Origin of the sequence: Dickeya sp. ws52 (genome assembly GCF_007210685.1) — a bacterium.
In the GTDB taxonomy this organism is placed as follows: Bacteria; Pseudomonadota; Gammaproteobacteria; order Enterobacterales; family Enterobacteriaceae; genus Dickeya; species Dickeya chrysanthemi.
This window is the reverse complement of the sequence record NZ_SZVX01000003.1, coordinates 52,061-76,138: the sequence shown is the minus strand read 5'-3', so window position 1 is coordinate 76,138 and position 24,078 is coordinate 52,061. Positions and strand designations below refer to the sequence as shown.

The 24,078-nt window shown below is 52.0% G+C and carries 16 protein-coding genes; 10 read left to right on the top strand and 6 right to left on the bottom strand.

Annotation, left to right across the window (positions count from 1 at the left end; all coding sequences use genetic code 11):
• Positions 1-222 precede the first annotated feature (222 nt).
• The 3 genes from FDP13_RS03865 (at position 223) to FDP13_RS21755 (ending at position 5,232) form a co-directional block, all read left to right on the top strand.
• Positions 223-1,428, top strand: a complete 1,206-nt coding sequence (locus tag FDP13_RS03865; RefSeq protein ID WP_143838716.1) for a hypothetical protein — start codon at positions 223-225, stop codon at positions 1,426-1,428.
• 291 nt (positions 1,429-1,719) lie between these two features.
• Complete coding sequence (locus FDP13_RS03860; RefSeq protein ID WP_143838714.1) at positions 1,720-2,925, top strand: hypothetical protein; 1,206 nt, start codon at positions 1,720-1,722, stop codon at positions 2,923-2,925.
• 60 nt (positions 2,926-2,985) lie between these two features.
• A complete protein-coding gene (locus tag FDP13_RS21755; protein WP_234424369.1) occupies positions 2,986-5,232 on the top strand; it encodes a hypothetical protein in 2,247 nt (748 codons plus the stop codon).
• Positions 5,233-5,343: 111 nt separating this feature from the next.
• Here the strand turns inward: FDP13_RS21755 and FDP13_RS03850 are convergent, their stop codons facing one another.
• Positions 5,344-6,120, bottom strand: coding sequence for a transporter substrate-binding domain-containing protein (locus FDP13_RS03850; protein WP_027711587.1), 777 nt, complete (start codon positions 6,118-6,120; stop codon positions 5,344-5,346).
• Between the two features lie 138 nt (positions 6,121-6,258).
• Positions 6,259-7,434 carry a pyridoxal phosphate-dependent aminotransferase gene (locus tag FDP13_RS03845; protein WP_143838712.1) on the bottom strand — a complete coding sequence of 392 codons (1,176 nt, stop codon included), beginning with the start codon at positions 7,432-7,434 and terminating at the stop codon, positions 6,259-6,261.
• Between the two features lie 360 nt (positions 7,435-7,794).
• Between FDP13_RS03845 and FDP13_RS03840 the strand changes: the two genes are divergently transcribed.
• Complete coding sequence (locus tag FDP13_RS03840) at positions 7,795-8,679, top strand: LysR substrate-binding domain-containing protein (RefSeq protein WP_143838710.1); 885 nt, start codon at positions 7,795-7,797, stop codon at positions 8,677-8,679.
• On the opposite strand, the gene FDP13_RS03835 is transcribed toward FDP13_RS03840, so the two are convergent.
• Complete coding sequence (locus FDP13_RS03835) at positions 8,670-9,686, bottom strand: S66 peptidase family protein (protein ID WP_143838708.1); 1,017 nt, start codon at positions 9,684-9,686, stop codon at positions 8,670-8,672. The two genes, FDP13_RS03840 and FDP13_RS03835, sit on opposite strands and share 10 nt — an antisense overlap.
• Before the next feature lie 380 nt (positions 9,687-10,066).
• On the opposite strand from FDP13_RS03835, the gene FDP13_RS03830 reads away from it, so the two are divergent.
• Complete coding sequence (locus FDP13_RS03830) at positions 10,067-11,665, top strand: methyl-accepting chemotaxis protein (RefSeq protein WP_143838706.1); 1,599 nt, start codon at positions 10,067-10,069, stop codon at positions 11,663-11,665.
• Here FDP13_RS03830 and ggt read toward each other — a convergent pair.
• From ggt to FDP13_RS21605, 3 genes are all read right to left on the bottom strand, one after another.
• Positions 11,659-13,422: a gamma-glutamyltransferase gene (gene ggt, locus FDP13_RS03825; RefSeq protein WP_143838705.1), complete on the bottom strand. Its 1,764-nt coding sequence runs from the start codon at positions 13,420-13,422 to the stop codon at positions 11,659-11,661. The two genes, FDP13_RS03830 and ggt, sit on opposite strands and share 7 nt — an antisense overlap.
• Positions 13,423-13,773: 351 nt before the next feature.
• The gene (locus FDP13_RS03820; RefSeq protein ID WP_033577455.1) at positions 13,774-15,021 is read right to left on the bottom strand and encodes a glycosyltransferase; all 1,248 of its coding nucleotides are present in this window, start codon (positions 15,019-15,021) and stop codon (positions 13,774-13,776) included.
• A 587-nt stretch (positions 15,022-15,608) separates the two neighbouring features.
• Positions 15,609-15,758, bottom strand: a complete 150-nt coding sequence (locus FDP13_RS21605) for a hypothetical protein (protein WP_012769194.1) — start codon at positions 15,756-15,758, stop codon at positions 15,609-15,611.
• A 331-nt stretch (positions 15,759-16,089) separates the two neighbouring features.
• Between FDP13_RS21605 and FDP13_RS03815 the strand changes: the two genes are divergently transcribed.
• The 5 genes from FDP13_RS03815 (at position 16,090) to FDP13_RS03795 (ending at position 24,023) form a co-directional block, all read left to right on the top strand.
• Entirely contained in the window at positions 16,090-17,094 is a 1,005-nt protein-coding gene (locus FDP13_RS03815) for an alpha/beta hydrolase (protein WP_234424368.1), read from the top strand.
• A 159-nt stretch (positions 17,095-17,253) separates the two neighbouring features.
• Positions 17,254-17,817 carry a TetR/AcrR family transcriptional regulator gene (locus tag FDP13_RS03810; protein ID WP_033577456.1) on the top strand — a complete coding sequence of 188 codons (564 nt, stop codon included), beginning with the start codon at positions 17,254-17,256 and terminating at the stop codon, positions 17,815-17,817.
• A 473-nt stretch (positions 17,818-18,290) separates the two neighbouring features.
• A complete protein-coding gene (locus tag FDP13_RS03805; protein ID WP_143838703.1) occupies positions 18,291-19,394 on the top strand; it encodes an efflux RND transporter periplasmic adaptor subunit in 1,104 nt (367 codons plus the stop codon).
• A gap of 40 nt (positions 19,395-19,434) precedes the next feature.
• Positions 19,435-22,581: a multidrug efflux RND transporter permease subunit gene (locus FDP13_RS03800; RefSeq protein WP_143838701.1), complete on the top strand. Its 3,147-nt coding sequence runs from the start codon at positions 19,435-19,437 to the stop codon at positions 22,579-22,581.
• Positions 22,581-24,023, top strand: coding sequence for an efflux transporter outer membrane subunit (locus FDP13_RS03795; RefSeq protein ID WP_143838700.1), 1,443 nt, complete (start codon positions 22,581-22,583; stop codon positions 24,021-24,023). The genes FDP13_RS03800 and FDP13_RS03795 overlap by 1 nt, the downstream gene beginning before the upstream one ends.
• Positions 24,024-24,078 lie beyond the last annotated feature (55 nt).

Below are 24,078 nucleotides of genomic sequence, written 5' to 3'. Positions count from 1 at the left end.
TTTCTATCTGTGATAAACCCATGCAGGCTCGTGATATAACGTGAGCTTGCATGGCAGTTGCAGCCGTAGATACAAGCACAAGGTTTTCCTTTTTATTCAGATGAAACGAGACGCCGTTTTGTTTTTGATTACGGAGCATCGTTCATTTCCGCTATAGTATCCGCTTTCTTTCTTATCTATTTACTTAATATGAATTTATTAACATTAGCCTCAAGGATGTTGGTGCTGGCGCTGGGTTTTGTCTGTATGAAGGGTATGGCTATCATGCCTGTCGATTATTTTACTTACAAGGGCTCACTCGGTAATGTGCCGATAGTGATAGAACTGACAGACGACCAGACATTGGATGAGGAAATATCCGGGCGTTATTTTTTCCCTTCCGAGGATGAACATGTTACTCGCCCTCTTTTGGGAACAAAAGTAGAGACAGAGAATGCTAAGGGCGGTAATACGCTAAAGATTACTCTACGGCTAGGACATTACACTAATGACTTTAACGCAAAAACGGAGCAAACATTAATTCTTTACGGTGAATTGGGTGATCGGTTAAACGGAGAGTTCCATGAGAATAACGCAGCACCGTTTGCGGTGACGTTATTGCCTGTGACGGATTTTCCTGACGAAAGCGCGATTGCCAGCGCGTCCCCTTTTATGAAGACTGTCTATCACAAGTTAACGTACGATGCGCTTTTTCAGCAGGGAAACGAGCCTAAAATGATCAAGCAAGGGAATGTTGGGCAGTTTGCGGTTGAATGGTGGCAAGACCCACTTACCCACTCCTCCATGTTTCAGGTAACGTCGGGGTATTCGAACGAGCAGCGGCAATACGTTAATGAGACCTTGCGTGATATTTTCTGGCGTACTTTGTCTGAGATGAGTATCTGCAGTCATGAAGGGAACATGAAGACCAAAATTGGTTTGCTGTCGCCAAATGCCGTCAGTTATACCCTGATGGGTAAATTCCAATGTCCAGATGATTCATATCCCCAGGTTAGAGTATTTAATCACACATTTACTCTCAGACAAGATGCATCGACCATCAGAGAGGGGACCGCAGAATTAATATTATCTGATCTGCTTTGGCTTGATGATCTCCCTGTGCCAGTGATGGGCGATGATTACGATAATGGCGATGATTATGGCGAAGATAAATTACAGAAGCGCCTTCCTGAATGGTTAAAAGGCCAGTTTACCCAATTGTATCCAGCCAAAATGACCCGAAGCTCCGGTACTCATGGTAAAGGCTGTGACTACACGGCGACGCAAACATGGGCCAATACGCGCTGGTCCCTCACACCAGAAGGGATTTTATTTAAGCCATTAAGACCGGACGGCACTGATGAGTGCGATGACGAAGTATGGGAAGTTGTGCCCTGGCACATTATAAATCAATATCCTGGTCGGCTTCAGTTTGTGATTGTTCCCTAAGTAATCTGTGTGATGGCAATACCGGTGCTATATCGGCATAGCGGTGGGGTTTTTCAAACAGGCTGTGGCGAATGGTATTAGCGAAACACGGTGTCACTCTTATCGACTGGATCACAGTGTAGTTAAAAAAACTTTATCCCCACCAGATGAGTGACGAGTCTGGCGTGTATCGATTTAATGAATGGGATGAGGATTTGTGGGCCATATTACTGTGGAGTTTGTTGAAGGCAACTCCTGGACGGCCGATGCATATAAACACAAGTTATAAATATAAACCGCAAGGATTGGATAATGAAACGTATCACGGTTATGGCGCTGGCGCTGGGGCTATTGGCATTAACTCAACGCGTGTGGGCGGATGTTTATCGTGGGACGATAGGGAATACCAATGTCGTTATGGAGTTAACGCTCGGTGATGCATTGGGGACCGGGCGTTTCTTTGATGTACAGGATCATAAAAACCGCGTTCTGACAACCTGGATTGCAGGGATGGATAATGAATCGCTGGTTATTGTACCGGATAGCCAGTTGGACAGAGCGGTGAGTAATGAAGCGCTGAATCAACAAGACCATATAGTGTTGCATCCCAATACAAAAAAGCAGAGCTGGCAGGGGGAATGGCGTAAGTCAAACGGGCAACGCCTTCCGGTCAATCTGGCGCAGCTATCCAGTGCGGATGTCCCTGTCGATAGCACACAGACTATAAAGCAAGGGTTGTTGGACGTTTCGCTCTATGACTATCTGTTATGGCAAAACCAGCCAATGGAGTTCCTGGGTGAAAGAGAACTGTGGGGATATCGGCTGGCATGGTGGCAGAATTCGCAGACACGAGTGAGGGTCTTTCAGTTTGTCAGTGGTTACCCACCGGAAACGATGTCAGCGCTGAACCGTACATTACAGCAAGAGTGGTGGAACACTATTCTGAAACATCAGGTATGTGTTGATAATGAAGGTTATCTGGCACAACAGATTCAGATAACCTTGCTTTCCTCGTCATTGGTCAGTTACATCAACCAGATATATCACAGAGACTGTAAAGCGATAATCCGGTACGACGGTACTGATGGCAGGCAAGATAATGATAGCAATCAAATGGTTTGGCTGAAACCACAAACGCTTTCCACCCGTACCGCAAAACCAGTTGCATTGTCGCAATTGCTATCTATAGAGGAGAAAAATGCTGCTGGGGAATACCGGCCACTGCATGTTTATTTTGATCGTGTACTACCGCAATGGTTATATAAGCAGTTGATCACATTACACAAGGATGAGCTAACGGCGCGCTCTGAAATTTATCCTGCCCCGTCACCTGATGAATGGGGGCAAGTTGGTAAAAACTGGTTCGCAACGACTAAAGGCTTGCGTTTTTATTCTAACGTATCAGCCGATGACAATATTAATAAAGCCAACTATGACTCATGGGCGTTATTACCCTGGTCATTTGTAAAAAGCCATCCGGCAGAGAATGTGCAGAATGGTGAATTGGTGCTGCCTTAAGCAAGCGTGAGCGGCATTACGGTGCTGCTTTATCCAAGAATAGAGAGATATCTACATTACATGAAAAGCATCTATTTTATTGCAGGGATTCTGGGTGTGGGGTTACTGTCGGGAAGCGTGCAGGCAACGCCGGTGGTATATAGCGGTACGTTGGGGACAACGCCGGTAGTGATGGAGTTGGATGTTAACTTAGATGGGCGCGTGGAGAGTCGCTATTTTGTCACCCCTGAGCGTGTGACTCACCATATGAATGGCCAGCGTAGCAAGCAAGGGGTGCTGACGCTGAATATTGATGTGGATGCGCTGGAGAATGATGACGAGGCCGATGCTGAGGCAAAACCCACCAACAGCCCGGTTATCATGTTACAGCCAGCCGATAATAACGGTTGGCGGGGGGAGTGGCGTCAGGGGCAGGATAAGCCGCTCGCCATTGAGCTGTCGCTAGTGGCACCGATAGCGACAACCGGATTATCGCCCTTTATGCAGTCGCTCTACCAGCTATCACCTTATGACTACCTACTGCGTGCAACGGCGGAGCCGGTGATGGTCAAGCAAGGCGTCGTCAACGGTTATAACGTGGAATGGTGGCAGGAGCCGAACGCGAAACTGTCGATGTTTCAGTTGACCTCTGGCTACCCGGCGGAACGGCTCGCTGCCTTGAACGCCGCGCTGCGGGAGAGCTTCTGGCGGACGGTTATAGCCGCTGCGCAGTGTGAACATTCGGATGACAAGGTAAAGATTAGCCTGCTATCGGAGAAAGTGATCAGCTATGTGGTGTCCGGCGACAGAAGCTGCGGCGGCGCACACGGTTATATGGAAGTATCGCCCCATAATTTGCGTGTCTCTGACGCGAGCTGGCTGACGCTGTCTGATTTGATGTGGGTAGACGAATCGCCGGTGCCGGATGCCTCCGCTATCCCTGATGACTATTTGCAGGAAACCTTGCCGACATGGCTGGCGGCGCAGTTTGCCAGGCTCTATCCGGAACAGACCGCGGCGACGGATGACGAGAGCGAGGATGTCTGTGACTACAGTTCACCGGAGGTATGGGCGAACGCCCCCTGGAGCCTGACATCCAAAGGTATCTATTTCCAGACCATGACCCCTAATCTGACTTCGCAGTGCAAAGGTTCCGGCTGGGAAATTCTTCCCTGGGACATCGTTAAACAGCACCCCGGTCGGTTTAAGGATTTGCTAGGCGTTGTAACTAACACCAACGATGCCGGGCCGCAGCTTTTCAGCGGCACGTTGGGTGATGACAGTATCGTTCTGGAACTGAATATCAATGCTGAAAACTCTGTAGCAGGGCGCTATTTTTCTACCCGCACGCTGCGTGATCGGGAATTGTCAGGGGATCGCCGTGCTGACGGGCAGTTGGCATTGAGCGAAGTGATTAGTCAAAAGTACCTTGATGACGAGACCGAGCTTCCTGAACTGACGTTGCATACTGTGGATAATCAAGGCTGGCAGGGAGAATGGCGTAATGGTAAAGGGAAAACGGCGAAGGTCACGCTGCATCCGTTGGCGGTAACGGCACCAGTATCGGCTTTTATGCAAAGCCTTTATGCACGTTCTCACTATGACTATGTGCGTAACCAGAACGCGGAACCTCGACAGGTAAAAAAAGAGGTGATTAACGGGTATGAAGTGGAGTGGTGGCAGGATCCGCTAAGTAATGTGCTGACAGCTCAGCTGGTTTCTGGTTACACCCCCGAGCAACGCGTCCGCTTAAATGCGAAACTGATCGACAGCCTGTGGGAGCAGGCGGCGCTTTTTCAACGCTGTGAGATGTCTAGCAATGGTAAAGGAGTTCTTTCGCCGGAATTTTCATTACGTCTGCTGTCGCCATCTTCTGTCAGCTATACCATTGATGTGGATACTATGTGCGCAGATGTTGGGCGAGAAGTGTATACCAGGGCGAGTGCACTACGCAGCCGTGATGCAAAACCACTGACGCTGGCCGATATCCTGTGGGTCGCCGAATCACCGATTCCTGATCAAACGACGGGAACCACAGACGACGAGTATCCCGATGAGAATTTTACCGGCTGGCTGGTTGAGCTGTTCAGTAAGCGTTATCCCAAGCAAATGAGAGATGACTTTCAGGTGGATGGTGAGACTTGCAGTTATGGCGAATCAGCATCATGGGGAGCGCCGGAATGGTATTTGACCCCGCAAGGCATTCATTTCCTGCCTGAGGCTATGATTGGATTAGCACCAGAGTGTCACAAAGCCGACTGGGCTGTCATACCCTGGGACATCGTCAAACAACACCCCGGTCGGCTGAAGGATTTACCGTTGCCGTAACCGACGTTTTCCCGGCAATGGTATTTGCTAAAAACAAGGCCCACATCGTCTGATGCGGGCCTTATGATTTCATAACCGTCGTTCAGGATGTGAAACGGCGGCAAGCGGCGATTATTGCACCCGTACGTCAAAACCGGGGAAGTATTGCTTCGCCAGTTTCTCGACGGTGCCGTCGTCTTTCACCTGTTTGATGGCTTTGTCCAGTTCGGCTTTCAGCGCGGCGTCGCTTTTACGCAGGCCGAAACCGATGCCGCTGCCCAGAATCGCGGTGTCTTCTACTGGCCCGCCGATAAAGGCGAAACCTTTGCCTTCCGGTTTGTCGAGGAAGCCGGACTGACCGGCCGCCGCCATCACCAGCGTGCCGTCCAGACGGCCTGCCGCCAGATCGTCATAGGCCAGATTTTGATCTTTGTAGCTCGTCACCGTCACGCCTTTCGGCTCCCAATGCGCCTTGGCGTACACTTCCTGAATCGACCCCTGTAGAACACCGATATTTTTGCCTTTCAGCGCATCAGTCGTCGGTGCCAGACCGGTATTCGGTTTGCCGACTAATTGGGTGGGAATACGGTAAATCGGCTGGGTGAAGTCGATCGCTTCTTTACGCTTTTCCGTGATGTTCATTGCGGAGTTGATGGCGTCGAACTTTTTGGCCTGAAGCGCCGGGATCAGCGCGTCAAAGGAGGCTTCTACCCAACTGCACGTGAAGTTGCCGGCCTTACAAATAGCGTTACCCAGATCGATATCGAACCCTTCCAATTGCCCTTTGGCATTTCTGCTTTCAAACGGCGGATATTCCGCTTCCAGACCAAAACGCAATTCGCTTTGCGCCAGTGCAACGGAAGAGGACAACAACCCCAGTGACAACATCAACATGCTTAGTTTTTTCATAGTGGGAACGATCTCCGGTAAATCAATCAGTAGTGTGCAAACGTTATCATCAAACAACCGTAGTCCTCAGGTGCCAATCAGGTACGGCATCGTCATTTTCAAAGCGCACTCATATTCGCAATGATCACACCATGCTGATTAACGGCGCGAGCCCGTTACCTGACATAAGGCGTTTGCGCCCGCCAGTAGCGTAGCGCCATCTTTAGAGAATGAAAGGCGGATGAGCTTATTGTCGGTGCCATCGGTGTAAAACGCCGAGAGCGGAATGGTCGCCACACCGTGGTCGATGATCAGCCGTTTAACCATGTCGCCGTCGCTCTCATCGCTGAAGTGCGCGAAGCTGGCCAGTATGAAGAAGGAACCGGCAGAAGGCAGCAGCTCAAAGGGGCTGCCCTGCAACGCCTGCGTGAGCAGATCGCGTTTTTGTTGATAGAACTGGCCCAGCGACAGATAGGTCGCCGGGTCCGCCATGTATTCGGCAAAGGCGTATTGCATCGGCGTATCGGCGGAAAACATCATAAACTGGTGGATTTTGAGGATCTCGTCCATCAGCGCTGCTGGCGCCAGGCAGTAACCGACGCGCCAGCCGGTAACGTGAAACGTCTTGCCAAACGATGAGACGATAACGCTGCGCGCCGCCAGCTCGCTGTGGGTTGCCATGCTGTGGTGGCGTTGCCCGTCAAAGACCACGTGTTCGTAGACTTCGTCGGACAGGATCACGATATCGGTGTTGCGCGTCAGGCGCGCCAGTTGCGCCAGATCATCGGCGCTCAACACCTGACCACTCGGGTTATGGGGTGAGTTTATGATAATCATGCGGGTGCGCGGCGTGATGGCGGCCTGCACTTCGTCCCAATCGATGTTAAACCCCGGTACTGCGAGTTTCAGCGCAACCGGGGTTGCGCCTTGCAACCGTACAATCGGCGCGTAGCTGTCAAATGAGGGTTCGAAATAAATCACCTCATCACCCGGATGCACCAGCGCAGAAATGGCGCAATAGAGCCCTTCGCTGGCACTGGCGGTGATCGTCACTTCCTGCCCGGCGTCATAATGCTGGCCGTACAAACGTCGCACTTTTTCCGCCACCACGTCTTTCAGTGATACCAGCCCGGACATCGGGGCATATTGATTATGACCTTCGGTCATTGCGCGCGTCACCCCGGCGATCAACTCAGGGGAACACGGAAAACTGGGCGCGCCTTGTGACAGGTTAATCGCGTTATGCTGGCTGGATAACTGGCCAATAACGGTGAAAATGGTCGTTCCGACATCCGGTAATTTGGAACTAAACCGCACCGGGGTGTGAATCGGCATACGTGATCTCCGTGGGTTGCCGTTAATACTCGTACGTTAGTAACACGAGACGTTAATAACACAAGACGTTAAAACGTAATAAATGAATAACTATTCATGCATTAGACGTTGCCGGTAGTAGTACCACAATCGAATTGTTGTCATAATAGCCATGAGAAAAACGCATGGCTCGAGGCCGTTCCTGGTGATTTTATCCTCTATCAGCGATAAATTGCTGTGATGATGAGCCGCATGTCTGATGAAATGAACGGCCGTTAGCATCAGTAATGCAGGATTAACCGGTCAATGGCAGTGCCGTTTTTTCTGCATAGTTATGTAATCAATTTACTTATGGCTACCCGCCGGAGGGTATGGCTGAACATGAATAAACGTATCCCGCCGCTGAATGCGCTGCACGCATTTGTGATCACCGCTCGTCATCTCAATTTCACCCGCGCGGCGGAGGAGCTGTTTGTGACTCAGGGCGCGGTGAGCCGGCAAATCGCCTCGCTGGAAGCGTGGCTGGGGTTTGCGTTATTTCAGCGCCACGCCCGCGGTTTGCGCCTGACTCCGCAGGGAAGCCGGCTTCTGCCGGAGGTCCGCGAGGTGTTCGAGCAACTGTTTCGGGTAACCGACCGGGTACGGGAAGGGCGTTCGATCCGCATGAAAGCGCCGACCTGCGCCATGCGCTGGCTGGTGTCGCACCTGATGATGCTGGAACAGTCACGACCGGATCTCCATGTTGCCCTGACCACCACCACCGAGCACGGTGTCGATTTTCGCCATGAAGATTTCGATGTGGCGGTGGTGTTTGCGCCAGAACGCGCACCCACACAGCATGACGGCAAATTGTTCGACGAGGTACTGTCGCCGGTGCTGGCGCCGCACTTGTTGTTGGCCGGGCAGACGGCATTGGTGCCGGAACAACTGGCCCGGTTGACGTTGCTGCATCCCACCCATGATCAGCGCGACTGGAAATTGTGGCTAAAAACGCAGGGCATCAGTGAGCAGGTGATGCGCCGCAATCAGCAGTTCGACACCATGGATTTGGCGATCAGCGCGGCGATTCAGGGGTTTGGGATTGCGATAGCCGATGTGACGCTGGTGGCGGAAGATCTTCGCCGCCAGCGATTGACGATGCCTTTTGCCGGCACGGTGAGAACCGGCGCGGCCTATTATCTGGTGCACCGACCCGGTGCGCAGCCGGAATGGCTGACGGACTTTTTGACCCGCTTCACCGCCTGTTTGCCGGCGGTTCAGGCTTGATGCAACCAGGGATCACACAGCATGACCTGGCCTGCGTCGAAATCGATGCTCACACCGATGCCGAGCGGTAGGGTCAACATCGGGTGAGTGTGGCAACAGTCGAAATCCGCCAGGACCGGCAACGGTTGCCCGTTGATCACCTCGCGCAATACGGTGAGCGGGTCGCGGCCGCTGCCTTTGTCATCGAACAATTCGTGTTTACCCAGAATCACCGCGGCGACCCGGTCAAACACGCCGCATAGCTTCAGGTGAGCAAAGGATCGCTCTACGGTGGCGATGTCTTTCAGCGAGTCTTCCAGCAGCAGAATGTCGCCGTCGTGAATCGGCGGCATAAACGGGCTGCCCCAGATCCCCGCCATGGTATTGAGGTTTCCGCCGATAAGCCGCCCCTGATAGCGACCGCTGCCATCAAAACGCCACTGGTTGGGATAGCGGGTTTTGGCACGCGATTGCTGATTCCAATCCAGCCGTTCATCGCTCCAGCCTGATGGCGGATGATACGTATGGCCGGGCTGCACGGTGCCGGTAAGAGCAACGAAGCCGGCGAAGGTGTCGTCTACCAGTGGCGGGAATTCACCAAACGATGCCACCAGCGCGGGGCCATAAAACGTCACCAACCCGGTACGGGCATAAATACCCAGTAATAGCGCGGTGACGTCGGAATAACCGATGATGATTTTTGGGTCGCGGCGTAGTGCGTCATAGTCGAGATACGGCAACAGGGCGTTGCTGTTGTTACCGCCGATGGTAGACATGATGCAGCGTACATCCGGGTCGCGGATCAGCGCATTGAGTTCATCAACACGGGCGGCAATGCTGCCGGAACGGTAGTAATCGGCTTTTCCCGTCAGCGCACCGGCGCGCAGCCGATAACCGTGCTGTTCAAGGAAGGTTTTCGCCCGTTCAAACCGTGCCGGGGCAAAGTGTGTCGCCGGCGAGGAGGGCGAAAAGAAACCGATGGTGTCGCCCGGGCGCACCGGTGCCGGCAGTAACAGAGTATGAGACATCAATTTCTTTCTCCGAACAGGTGTCACAAAGAGTGAGATTCAATCATAAGTATTTCTTTTTAATTAGCGGCCGCTATAAAAAATAATTACTGACGTTTTTTTATAAATGGCTGACTTCAATAACATCAATAACGTTTCTCATGCGAAAAGTGGGTTGCCGCCATGCAATTCTTCTTGTGAAACGCTATTTCATTCTATTTTGTGCGCCGGCTAAGGAAATTGCTAACCTTATGTCATTACAAGGTTTTATATATAGTTCATTTCCTGTTTTCGTACAGACAACGCAAAAATACGCCGCCCGGCCTGGCGAGTACGGGATAACGGTATTGTCACTCGAAACATAACAACAGACGACATTACACAGCACAGGGTTTGTAGCCATGAAGATTTCGACACGATTATGGAGTTTCACCGGAATGCTATCGTTAGGCATTCTGATTATGGGCGCTATTGGTCTTTTTACTGCTGAAAAAGCCAATCAGTCGCTCAAAACCGTCTATGAAGATCGCACGGTGGTGCTGGCGCAGTTGGAAAAACTGGAATGGCTGGTGCAGCGTAACCGGGTATTGATCATGGATATGCTGTTATTACCGAATGCGCTTAACAGACAACAACGTATTGATGAATTAAACCAGAATATGTCCCATATCGGCCAGGTGTGGGCCGAGTACCGTGTGACCTACCTGACGCCGGAAGAAACGCGCCTGGCGGACCAGCTTGCCGAAAACCTGCAACGCTATAGCCGGGAGGGCGTACAGCCGACGGATGCGGCAATCCGGGCGGGGCAAACCGATATGGCGCTACGTCTTTACGACGACAAGGTCAGCGCACTGGAAAAGCAGGGCCACGCACTGCTGAGTCAACTGGTGGCGCTGCAGGTTGAGGTTGCCAGAGACGAATACACCAGCTCGGTGCAACGTTACCAGTGGCTGAAAACGCTGGCTATTCTGGCGGTACTGGCGGGCATCGGCGGTGCCGTGGTGTTCGGCTGGTTGATGGTGCGCGGTATTGTCCGCAGCCTGTCGCAGGCGCAGGCGGCCGCCGCAGCGGTAGCGAATGGCGATTTAACCTATCCCATCAATGCCAGTGGGCGCGACGAGATTACTACGGTACTGAACACCTTGTCGCATATGCAGGAAAGTCTGGGCAGCATGGTCACGCAGGTGCGGCATGGCGCTGAATCGGTGAGGATGGCCAGCGGCGAAATTGCACACGGCAACCATGACTTGTCTGCCCGAACCGAATCTCAGGCCAGTGCGCTGGAGCAAACGGCGGCTTCCATGGAGCAATTGTCCGCGACTGTGAAACAAAATGCGGATAACGCCCGTCAGGCTAACCAATTAGCCCAGACGGCCAGCCAGGTGGCAGAACAGGGGGGAAGCGTGGTCACGCAAGTGGTCGACACCATGCGCGACATTAATGACAGCGCCCAGCGCATCGCCGATATCATCGGTGTGATCGACGGTATCGCCTTTCAAACCAATATCCTGGCGCTGAACGCGGCAGTGGAAGCGGCACGTGCCGGCGAGCAGGGGCGTGGGTTCGCGGTCGTGGCTGGCGAAGTGCGGGCATTGGCGCAGCGCAGCGCAGAGTCGGCGCGGGAGATCAAGACTCTGATTTCCAATAGCGTGGAGCGGATCGAAAGCGGTAGCGCACTGGCGGATAATGCCGGCCACACCATGCAGGACGTGGTGAATAGTATCCGCCGGGTGACGGATATTATGGGTGAGATCAGCTCCGCCAGCCATGAACAGAGCAGTGGGGTATCGCAAATCGGCGAAGCGGTGGTGAGTATGGAGCGTACTACCCAGCAAAACGCGGCGCTGGTTGAAGAGATGGCGGCCGCGGCGGGAAGCTTGAGCAGTCAGTCTGAGGAATTGGTGCAGGCGGTCGGGGTATTTCGGTTATCGGATCGGGCATCCGGCGCGCGGCCGGACACCCGTGTTGCAGAACAAGAGCTATTGCTGGGGTATCAGTAACCGATGGCGGCGCCAGCCGGTCGACGTGAATCGTTGGCGCCGTACAGATAACCTTCGCGTACCTTGCCGGAAACCGCCGAGTCGTTGCCGGAGTTGGCGGGAATGACGCCTTCCACACCAGGCAACCCGACCATGATAAGTTCGGTCGCGCCCCATGGCGTCTGTTCCACCATCTTATAGCCACGTTCTTTCAGCAGCGCGAGCGTATCGGCGGACAAACCGCGCTGTTCATAGTACACCTCGTCCGGCAACCATTGATGGTGGATGCGTGGTGCGTCCACCGCTTCTTGCGGCAGCATACCGAAATCGAGAATATTCAGCGCGCTTTGCAGCGTGATGCTGATAATGCGCGACCCACCCGGCGAGCCGATCACCAGGAAGATCTTGCCGTCTTTGGTCACCAGCGACGGGCTCATTGATGACAGCGGGCGTTTGCCCGGCGCAATAGCGTTGCGCTCACCCTGAACCAGTCCGTACAGGTTTTTTTCGCCGATTTTAACGGTGAAGTCATCCATCTCGTCGTTCAGGAAGAAGCCGGTGCCGGGGGCTATCACCACCGCCCCGAAACGGCCGTTTACCGTATAGGTGGTAGAGACGGCATTACCCTGATTGTCGACAATCGAGTAGTGGGTAGTTTCCGGTTTTTCATGCGGCTCCATACCGGGTTTGACCTGTTCGGACGGCGTGGCTTTGGTATCGTCGATTTTTTTGCGGATCTCGGCGGCATACTCTTTGCTCAACAACCGGTCGGTGGGATTTTTGACAAACGCCGGGTCGCCCAGATAGGTGTTGCGATCCATGTAGGCGTGGCGCATGGCTTCGGTCATGACATGGATGGCCTGCGCCGAGTTGAAACCCATGCTCTTCAGGTCGTAACCTTCGAGAATGTTCAGCGTTTCACACATCGTAATCCCGCCCGAGCTGGGGGGCGGTGACGAGATGAACTGGTAACCACGATAGTTGCAGGTGATGGGTTTGGTTTCGGTCACCCGGTAGTTGGCGAAGTCGGCGGCAGTCAGGATACCGCCGCCTTTTTTGGCGGCGTCTTCGATTATCTGGGGAATTTTGCCCTGATAGAACGCATCCGGGCCTTTATCCGATATCGCCTGCAATGTGTTGGCTAAATCGGCCTGTACCAGCCGGTCGCCCGGCTGTAAGGCAGAACCGTCCGAGCGCAGGAAAATGCGCGCAGACTCCGGGTCTTGCTTAAACCGTTTGACGGTGGTGTCGAGGATATCGGTGTCACCGCGGGTCAACACAAAGCCTTCCTGCGCCAGCCTGATGGCGGGCGCCATCACCTGAGCGCGAGTCAGCTTGCCGTACTTTTCGCGTGCGGTTTCCAGCCCCAGCACCGTGCCGGGAACGCCAGCGGCCAGATAGCCATACAGGCTGGCGTCTTTTTTGACTTTGCCGTCGGCGTCCAGATACATGTTGGCAGATGCGGCGGCCGGCGCGGTTTCACGGAAGTTGATAAATGTGTCCTGCCCATCCGCCAAATGAATCGTCATAAACCCGCCGCCGCCAATGTTGCCGCAACAGGGATTGACGACTGCCTGCGCGTAACCGACGGCGACTGCCGCATCAATGGCGTTGCCGCCCATTTTCAGAATATCGACACCGACTTGCGATGCCAGATGCTGTGACGTCACCACCATCCCGTTCTTTGCTTCCACTGCGGGTATGGAAACTGCGTGGACGGCACCGCTGACCAGTAATGCCGCCAGACTTAACGGCAGCCGCCATTTTCCTGATGCCATAGAACCCCCTTGTTGTTTTATTGGCGTTGTTATTAGTGCTGTGTTGGTTGTGTTTTCAGTTATGCATATCGTGTGCCATTTTTACGTTGAACAACATGGCGTTATCAGTGTAACCGCAGCGAAATGCCATGCACGGAAAATCGTCAGAAATGTGAATGGACAAGGGCTATGCTGTTTTTACATCGTCCGCGTCTAATCCGGTAACGTGAGATGCGTATTGGGCGTGGGGTGTCCGGCGCAGCGTAAATGAGTAAATGAGTAAATGAGTAAATGCGTGAAGGCGACACCTGACCCGCGTCAGGCATCGCCTTCGTGTTAACCGCAAGCTATGTGAGCAGACGAGAGCTCGCGCTAGCTTCGGGCCATGTGTCGGGTGTAGGCATCGTGCACGGTGGCGACGATCTGCTCGCAGACGGCCTGAGTCGGAGCACATTGCTGCCGGGTACGTCGACAATTTTCCGCAATATCGGGGTCGTCCAGGATCTGGCGTAATTTCTCATCCAGGTTGTCGATATCGCTGTCTTTAAGCCATGTTCCGCATTTCATAGCGGTGACTCGGCGAGCATTGTCGAACTGATCAAAAGCACTGGGAATAACCAGTTGAGGGATGCCGGCCGCGAAAGATTGCGCCATGGTGCCAATGCCGCCATGATGGAGAATAGCGGCGCACTGATGCAGGTATTGACTCAGGTTGATATGACGCTCGACACGAATGCCGTCATCGTCGGTTAAATGGTGGTCTAGCTGGCTGATGATCAGACATTGATAACCTCGTTGCCGGGTTTTTTTGACCAGAGAGACGATCAATTCCCGCTTAGTGCTCAATGCCCAGCTCGGCATAAAAATCACGGTAGGCGCACGTGCAATGAAGCGTGCCAACTCATCATCTTGCTGATTATCCAGCAAATTAAATAATGGGAAACCCACCTGATGAACATGAGCCGGCCAGTCTGGCAAAGGGGAGGCAAACCATTCCGGGAACAGGCATAGCAAAGCCGAATCTGAATGATGCGCCCATGATGTCAGAATGCGTTCGATACGCGGTAACTGTAGCTGGCTTCTGAAGTCGTTGATAAAGGGCGCCAGTGTACGGTCAACCAGGTATTTCTCGACAAAATACAAAAACAGGCGGCGCAGACCTATCGGCAGTCGCCGACTCCATGCCAGCTGACGATGGTGGGGCGGATCGTAACTGGAGATAAATGTTGAGGGTGTAACACGGACGGGAATGACGCAGCAACCATGGGTTTCACTGAACATCTTGGCGGAGAACGACCACAGTGATGTGAGGATGACAGAAGAGCTGTCTACCCATGGTTCCAGCGCGTCATAGGCCGGTTTTTGCTGCGCATTCATGTAATTAACCATTTCATTGAAGGCGGAGCGTTGATGCCACAATTGTTGTGAATTAACAGTACGCAAATACTCTTCGCTACTGCCAACCGGAATAAAATGAAGTCCTCTTTCCTTTGCCGTTTTCTCAAAATATGGATTAGTACAAAGGTAAACCTCTAATCCTGCATTCTTTAATGCTTCTCCTATTAAGATGAACGGATAAACATCTCCGGCAGAGCCAAGTGTGGATAAAAATATCCTCATGATTCCCTCCTGTTCGCCAATATTTCCGACGCATATCTTCCTTGATGTGTAATTTATTACCGTAATTAATCATGACATGAACAATTACGTTTTCACGGATCTCAGCGTTTTTCCTTTACCCTGCATGAGGCTGGTTTGCTGAGGATAGGGCGTCTCGCCTGTTCTGGTAAGACGTCATACCGTAACTGTTCGCTGAGCAGCGATAATAACAATCGACTGGTCAGCATGTTGTCGCGAGTATAGGGGAGGTAGTGTAAGGCTGTACAGGTATTATTTCGGCAGATGGTTTTAATAGTGATTACACATTGATTTGTTTTTTATATATAAAAATAAAATAGCAAAAAAAGAGATAACAAAATTAAATTATCACGGCGTTTTCGGTGTTGAAGGGATTGCGTAATGCTCTGATGAATATTTTGATTGATTATCAACCTAAGTGAAAAAAGCAGCTAACTCGTTTCATTTTGCATTAATTTAGTTGTGATGATGACGATGTTGATCGTGAGTTATGCATTGTTCAGCGAAGATGCCTGACGGGTAACAGCGTCAGGGAGAGGTGATCCTACCCACGTAATGTGGACACCGCCCTAAGCAAGGTTCTGGTTTTCACATTGTTCCGGGCCGAGTTCGCAGGCGGCGGCGACACCGATGCGTTCAGCCAGTTTAAGTGCTTCATCACGGAATTCAGGCGTGTACTGTTTACGGGACGTTTTACTGGTTGATGCGGGTTTTGTCATGAGTAATCACCTCTGGCTGAGAGTTTACTCACTTAGTCGCGCGTCCACGGATGCTGGGCAGGATCAGTCCAATTATCTGATTTATCTAAGTAACAAGGTTAGCCATCATCCTGATAAAAAAATTATAGAACTAGAGCAGTTGCATCAACATTTTCCTTGTGATTGGGTTTCTAATCTGCCTATAATGAGCAAGTACTTACTCATTTAATGATTGTGGTTAGGTGGATCTCAGTGGGAAGTACGCTGTGAAAATGTTGGTTTATCCGATGGCTAATAGGGCAGTTGCTCTTTTTGCAGCGCTCGATTTTCTTAATAAAGTACAGGTGTAAATATGAAATTTAACAGTAAAATCATGCGGATATTATCTGTGCTAACCGTTGCCGCCTTCACCATCATGGGCGCGAGTCATGGTGCGGTGGCAAAAGTGACACTCCAGAAAGTGAGTTTTCACAACAAGTTAGGCATTAATCTGGTGGGCAACATCCGCTACCCGGATGGCTTCGACAAATCCCATAAATACCCGGCCATTATTACCGTTCCTCCAGCTGGGGGGGCGAAAGAGCAAACAGCAGGGCTGTATGCTCAGAAAATGGCGGAGAAAGGTTATGTTACCCTGACCATGGATGCGTCCTTCCAGGGAGAAAGTGGTGGCTCGCCACGTTTTAAGGAAGATCCGATTACTCGTGTGGAAGATATCCGTAGCGCGGTGGATTACCTGGTTAGCCAGTCTTTCGTTGATGAAAACCGTATCGGTGTCCTCGGCATTTGCGCCGGAGGCGGGTACTCGGTAAGTGCATCCATGAGTGAACGTCGTATCAAAGCGGCCGGCGTGGTCGCGCCGGTAAACGCGGGACGTGAAATGCGTGCCGGTGGCGCGGAGGCCACGATTGCTTCTCTTGAAGCGGTAGCAAAGCAACGTACCGCAGAAGCCCAAGGTGAAGCACCGATGATTATTCCATTCATTCCGGATGAGTATAAAACCTCTGACGATATCGACCTGCGGGAAGCGTGGCAACACTATCGCACTGAAAGAGGTGCCGTTCCTAACTGGCAAAACAAGATGCGCTTCACCAGTATGGATGCCGTTACAGTCTTTGATGCCTTTTACTTATCCGACTCGTTACTGACGCAACCTTTGCAGATTATCGTTGGTAGCAAACAGGGGGCATTTGGCTCAAATAAAGATGGTCATGATTTGTATCAGCGTGCTGCCTCAACGCATAAAGATCTGATGGTCCTGGATGGCGCTTCGCATTTCGATCTTTATGACAAACCTGAATACGTTAATCAGGCTGTCGCCCAACTCACCAAATTCTATGCAGCAAATCTGAAATAGTGTGTACACCTGGTGGATGTGTAAAGTAGAAACACCGGGTATTGTCCTGACATCACATGGGGTAAAGGGTTGCAACAGAAGATCGTTTCCTTATAATGAGTGAGTACTTTTTTATTAAAATTGAATCCTCAGGGTTCCTTATTTATAGGTTTACGTGACATGGCAAGACCTCGTAGTGAAGAAAAAGCACAGGCAATACTTGAAGCGGCCAGCTTATGTTTTGCTGAACGTGGTATCAGTGCGTCAACAGCAATGATTGCAAAGCATGCCGGTTTGTCAGAGGGAACGTTGTTCCGCTACTTTCCGAGTAAAGAAGAGTTAATTAATGAACTTTACCTGTATCTGAAAAAAGACTTGTGTGCTTATCTCTCTAATGGTTTCTCGCCGTCTGCCTCACTGGAAGTGCGGGCTCGATTTTTGTGGTTTAGCTATATTTCATGGGGAGTCAGTAACCCTTCAGCGAATATCACACTGAGCCATCTTGATATTGGTGATCTGATTACGTCGGAAATAAAACAAAAGGCCGCAGAATTCTTTCCTGACATGGGGGTGGATGAGGCATTTGTGCAAAGCCCAGTGTTTAACGGTTTGAGCCGGGGTTATGCTGATACGGTATTCCAGTCACTTGCTGACTCAACCGTGAAGTTTGCGTCCCGCTATCCTGAAAACGCAGAAGCCTACAAAGAAGCGGGATTTGCCGTTTTCTGGAAACTGATTAATTAATATATCGCACCCTGTGATGTCTTTTTATTACAGGGTGATTTCAGAAGTACATACCAATAATCATCAGCTTTTTATCTTTACCGATAAATTCTGATTCACATGTTCCGACCTGGCACAAATTTGCTTTTTCTTAGCAGGGATGCTCCTGCGCATTTTTCACTGTAATTGTATTTTCAATTTTTTATTATGACGCCAATAAGAGAATAGATGAGAAGTAGTTGATGTAACTAGTGCACTTATATTTCAGGGTATTTCTACATCTGATGCACGATGTGGAATAGACGTGTGTGCGTGTTTATTTATTTCCATGTCACTAACCGTTAATTCAATATTTAACAGGATCCAGTATCATGCCATCTTCAAGCTATATGTTTTTCAGCAAAAAATATAATTGTGGGGGTAAATGTAAACGCCCTTCTGCACGTAGAAAAATAGCCTTACTCGCTTTACCACTTCTGGTTGCCGGATGTGACATGTCACATCCGGTAGCACAGGAAATCCCACCCATTTCTGTTCAATCGTTAACGGTTAAGGCGCAGCCCTTTGTACTGCAGACAACACTGCCCGGGCGTATTGAACCTGTCAGAGTGGCAGAAGTCAGGGCCCGGGTGGCCGGTATTGTCCTGAGTCGGGATTTCCGCGAAGGTGAGATGGTTAAAGCAGGCCAGATCCTCTTTCACATCGACCCGGCCTCTTTCCGGATGGCGTTATCTCGGGCACAGGGTGATCTTGCCAGGGCAGATGCTGCGTTAAGCGACGCCCAGGCCGTTCTTCGTCGTTACAAACCCCTCGTCGACATCAGCGCCGTGAGCCGACAGGATTTTGATAACGCGCAGACTACGCTGAAAACAGCCCAGGCAACACGCCAGTCTGCTTATGCTGATGTACAAGCCGCAGCACTGAATCTTGATTACGCCACGGTTCGTGCGCCGATATCCGGGCGAATTGGTCGGGCGCTGGTCACTGAAGGCGCACTGGTCGGTCAGAACGAAGCCACGCCTCTTGCCACCATTCAGCAAATTGATTCTGTCTACGCGGACTTTCAGCAACCCGTAACCGATGCACGTCGCCTGCGGGCCTCTTTTGAAGGGGCGGCTGATACGCAATCGGTGGGTAAGAATCAGATCATTTCTCTGACGGCTGATGGCTCGCCGGAAACACATGAAGGGCGCTTACTCTTCAGTGACATCACTGTCAGTCGTGATACCGGGCAGTTTTTAATGCGTGGTGAGTTCCCTAATAAAAAGGGTGCGCTGTTGCCGGGTATGTACGTCCGTATTCACCTGACGCAGGCCGTTGACCCCGACGCTATTCTGATCCCCCAGCGAGCCATCCATCGTAACAGTGAGGGGACAGCCCAGGTCTTTGTGATCGGTGCGGATAGCACCATTGAGAAACGGGAGGTTACGACAGGGGTGATGCAGGATTCGCGCTGGCAGATCACCCGCGGACTCAAAGAAGGTGATCGTGTGGTAACAGGGGGAACTGTCAGCGTTGGTCTGAAAGTCCGTGAGGCAAACGAGGCCAGCACTGCTCGGATTGAGCACAAAGAGCCGCTGAATACCGCCCGGAACTGACCGTCGCTCCCAGAGCCTTATCTTTACAGGACGAACAAGTATGCCTACGTTTTTTATCGACCGCCCCAATTTCGCCTGGGTGATCGCCATTTTCATCACCCTTGCGGGATTGCTGGCCATCCGCTTCTTACCCGTCTCCCAGTTTCCGGTGGTCGCACCACCACAAATTATGATCACGGCCACTTATCCCGGCGCATCCGCGACGATGGTGGTGGACTCCGTGACCAGCATCATAGAAGAGGAATTAAATGGTGCAAAAGGGCTTCTATACTTTGATTCCACTGCCAGCTCCGCCGGTACCGCTGAAATCACAGTGACATTTGAACCAGGCACCAACCCGGATCTGGCGCAGGTTGATGTCCAGAACCGGCTTCAGAATGCGCAGTCACGCCTGCCCGCGTCTGTGGTACAGCAGGGAATACATGTCGAACAGGCTAACTCTGGATTTCTGTTGATGTATACGCTGGGCTATAAGGATGGCGCGGGTCAGGGTAGGGTGAATCTGGATGACTATGCGGTGAGGAGTGTTAACAATGAAATCAGCCGTATTCCGGGTGTTGGACGAGTGCAGTTTTTCGGTGCAGAAGCCGCAATGCGCATCTGGATCGATCCACAAAAACTGGTAGGTTATGGTCTCTCGGTTACCGATGTGAATAATGCGATTGCGGCTCAGAACGTGCAGGTACCGGCAGGCAGTTTTGGTAGCAAACCGGGTACAACCGATCAGGAGCTGACGGCGTCTATCGTCATCAAAGGGATTCTGGAAACACCGGAAGCGTTTGGCCGGATTATCCTCCGCTCAAATGAAAACGGTTCAACAGTGACTCTCGGAGATGTCGCGCGTATAGAAATAGGCAAGCAGGATTATAATTTCTCCACCGTGATCAACGGAAAAGCGGCGGTGGGTGCCGCTGTTCAGCTTGCGCCGGGGGCAAACGCACTCCAGACCGCGAAAGCGGTTAAAGAAAGGTTGGCGGAATTATCCACCGGATTTCCTGACGGCGTGGAATTTGCCGTACCCTATGACACCTCGACATTTGTCGGTGTTGCCATCGAAAAGGTGATTCACACGCTCGGTGAAGCCATTGTTCTCGTTTTTGTTGTGATGTTTCTTTTCCTGCAGAATATCCGCTACACGCTGATCCCAACCATTGTCGTCCCGGTCTGTCTGGCGGGTACGCTGACGCTGATGTATGCACTCGGATTTTCCGTAAACATGATGACCATGTTCGGTATGGTGCTGGCGATAGGTATCCTGGTTGATGATGCTATCGTGGTGGTTGAAAACGTGGAGCGCATCATGGCTGAAGAGGGACTTTCGCCCCGACTCGCCACGATAAAAGCCATGCAACAGGTCTCCGGCGCGATTATGGGTATTACCGTCGCCCTGGCCTCTGTCTTTTTACCTCTGGCATTTATGAGTGGCTCTGTGGGGGTGATTTATCAACAGTTCTCCCTGACACTGGTCGTTTCTATTCTTTTCTCCGGTTTCCTTGCCCTGACTCTGACGCCTGCGCTTTGCGCCACGATCCTCAAGACGATACCGCAGGGGCATAACGAGGAAAAAACGGGATTCTTTGGTTGGTTCAACCGTAAATTCGCGGTCCTGACGGACCGCTTCAGCGGGATTAATGCCCATCTTGTCCATCGCAGTGGACGATTTATGCTCATCTATGTCGCCATCGTCGCGGCACTCGGATTCAGCTACATACGCTTGCCAGAGGCCTTTGTCCCTGTGGAAGACCAGGGCTTTTACCTGGTGAATTTGCAACTCCCTGCCGGAGCCACGTATGCCCGAACTGAGAAAACCACTGACGAACTGAATCAGTATCTTCTTGGCCGCGATACGACAGCCACGACAGCCGTCCTTCTGGGGTACAGCTTCTTTGGCAACGGGCAGAATGCGGCGATGGGGTTCGTGACGTTGAATGACTGGTCCACGCGTGCAACAAGTGCTTCTAATGACGTTGCAGCCTTCAATGCCCGGTTCTCACAGTTAAGCGATGGGCAGGCAATGGCGATTGAACCGCCACCGATTGAAGGGCTGGGCAATGCGGGTGGGTTCTCGCTGCGCCTGCAGGATCGTGGCGGAATGGGACATGCCGCACTGCTTGCAGCCAGAGACAAACTGCTGGCAGCGGCCAGTCAGTCTTCTGTTATCGCGTATGCCATGATGGAGGGGCTTGAAGATGCACCGGCATTAAATCTTCAGATTGATCGCGAAAAGGCGGAAGCGTTGGGCATCAGTTTCAGTTCTATCAACTCGGCCATATCCAGTGCGTTTGGTTCGGCGTCGGTTGCCGATTTTTCTAACGCAGGAAGACAGCAGCGCGTGGTGGTTCAGGCAGATATGCAGTACAGAATGACGCCCGATACGCTGCTCAACCTGTCTGTGCCAAACCGCAATGGAGAACAGGTTCCCCTTGGTTCTTTCGTCTCGATGAAATGGGAAAATGGACCCGTCCAGCTTGCTCGCTATAACGGCTATCCCGCGATCCGCATTTCCGGTGATGCAGCGACGGGCCACAGTAGCGGTGAAGCCATGGCAGAAATGGAGCGCATTATATCCACCCTTCCTGAGGGGGTCGGGTATGAATGGACTGGGCTGTCACTTCAGGAAAAACTTGCCGGTGCCCAGGCCCCGTTACTGATTGCGTTGTCCTTCACGGTGGTGTTCCTACTCCTTGTTGCCCTTTACGAGAGCTGGGCCATTCCGGTGGCGGTTATGCTGATTGTTCCTATTGGCGCACTAGGAGCGGTTCTGGCCGTGACTATTTTGGGTATGCCCAATGATGTTTACTTTAAAGTCGGGTTGATCACCATTATTGGTCTGTCGGCCAAAAACGCCATTCTTATCGTTGAATTTGCTAAAAGCCTTCATGAGAAAGGGGCCAGTATCCGTGATGCCGCCATGGAAGCCGTCAGACTCCGCTTCCGTCCCATCATTATGACCTCAATGGCCTTTATCCTCGGGGTTGTGCCACTCGCACTGGCGACGGGAGCCGGCGCTGCCAGCCAACATGCCATCGGTGTGGGTGTCATCGGGGGAATGGTCTTCGCAACGCTGCTGGGCGTGGTTTTTGTACCGGTATTTTTTGTCTGGGTTCTGGGGCACTTTGCACGCAATGCGCGCAAGGAGAAAAATCAGACCGTTGTCTTCCAGCCTGACCACGAGGATAACCTCTGATGAAACGTTATTTTGTGCTTAAAACGCTGTCTGTCTCTCTCATGGCTGCCCTGCTGGCAGGGTGTTCTCTGGCTCCAGCCTATGAACGTCCAGACGCGCCTGTTGCAAAAGACTGGCAACAATCAACCGGGGAAACACGGGTATCGGCTACATCTCTGAACTGGCATGAACTGGTACAGGATGGGCACTTGCGGGAACTGATTGCCCTCTCGTTAAAGGAAAATCGTAATTTACGGCAGACCTTGCTGAATGTGGAGGCAACACGTGCTCAGTATCAGATTCAGAGATCCAGCCGGTTACCGGATCTGCAGCTTCAGGCATCGGAAACACGTCAACGGACCCCGGCTGACCTGAACACATCAGGGCAGTCTGGTATTGCAGGATCGTTCCAGGCTGGCGTAGGCATGACAAGCTTTGAGCTGGATTTGTTCGGGCGGGTGCATGACCTGTCGTCGTCTGCCTTTGAAGAATATCTGGCAACGGAATACGGTAGCCGTAATGCAGAAATCAGCCTGGTGTCAGAAATTATCCAGGCATACCTGGTCAGAGATGGGGCACTAAACAGGCAACGTCTCTCTGAAGAAACGTTAAAAAACCGGCAGCAAAGCCTGACATTAATTAGCGCCAGGCTTAATGCCGGGACTGCTTCGGAACAGGATTATCAGGATGCACTGGGTCTTGCCGAACAGGCAAAGGCGGTTCTGGCCGGTGCCGAACGTGAGGTCAGGCAGTCCACGAATGCCCTGGTTCTCCTGTCGGGGGCACGGAATATCGATCGTTATCTGAGTACTCAGGCAACGGACAAACCCGTTATAGTGCAGAGTATCGCCCCTGGCGTACCGTCAGATCTGATAACCGGCAGGCCGGATGTCATCGCAGCGGAGCATCGCCTGATGGCCAGAAATGCGGATATTGGCGCTGCCAGAGCGGCATTCTTTCCCCGGATTTCTCTGACTGGGGTAGCGGGTACCTCCAGTGCCGAGTTGTCAGGCCTGTTCGGTGCCGGGCAGGGCATGTGGTCGTTCATGCCGCAGGTCAGTTTGCCGCTGTTCAGTGGGGGGCGTAACCGGGCAAATCTCGAGCTGGCCAGTCTGCGAAAAGATGCCGCCATTGCCGCCTATGAACAGACCATTCAGACTGCATTCAGGGAAGTGGCCGATGCGCTGGCAGCAAAAGATACGCTGAACCGGGAAGAGGCCGCACGCAAGGCTCTGGTGGCAAGTGATAACAAGGCGCTGGCGATCGCCCGGGCGAGATATTCCGCCGGTGTTGATGACTATCTTCGCTATTTACAGTCAGAACGAAACACGTTTGATAATGAGCTGGCGCTGATTAGCACGATGACGCAAAGACAACAGGCTATCGTCAGTCTTTTCACTGCACTGGGTGGTGGATGGAAAAAAGGTGAGCAGGCGGATACGGCCTACGTGGCTAACCGATAAAATCCCTCTTTTCAGGGCAAGTGTTTTTAGTATCAGTAAATAAGAAAGAGGCCAG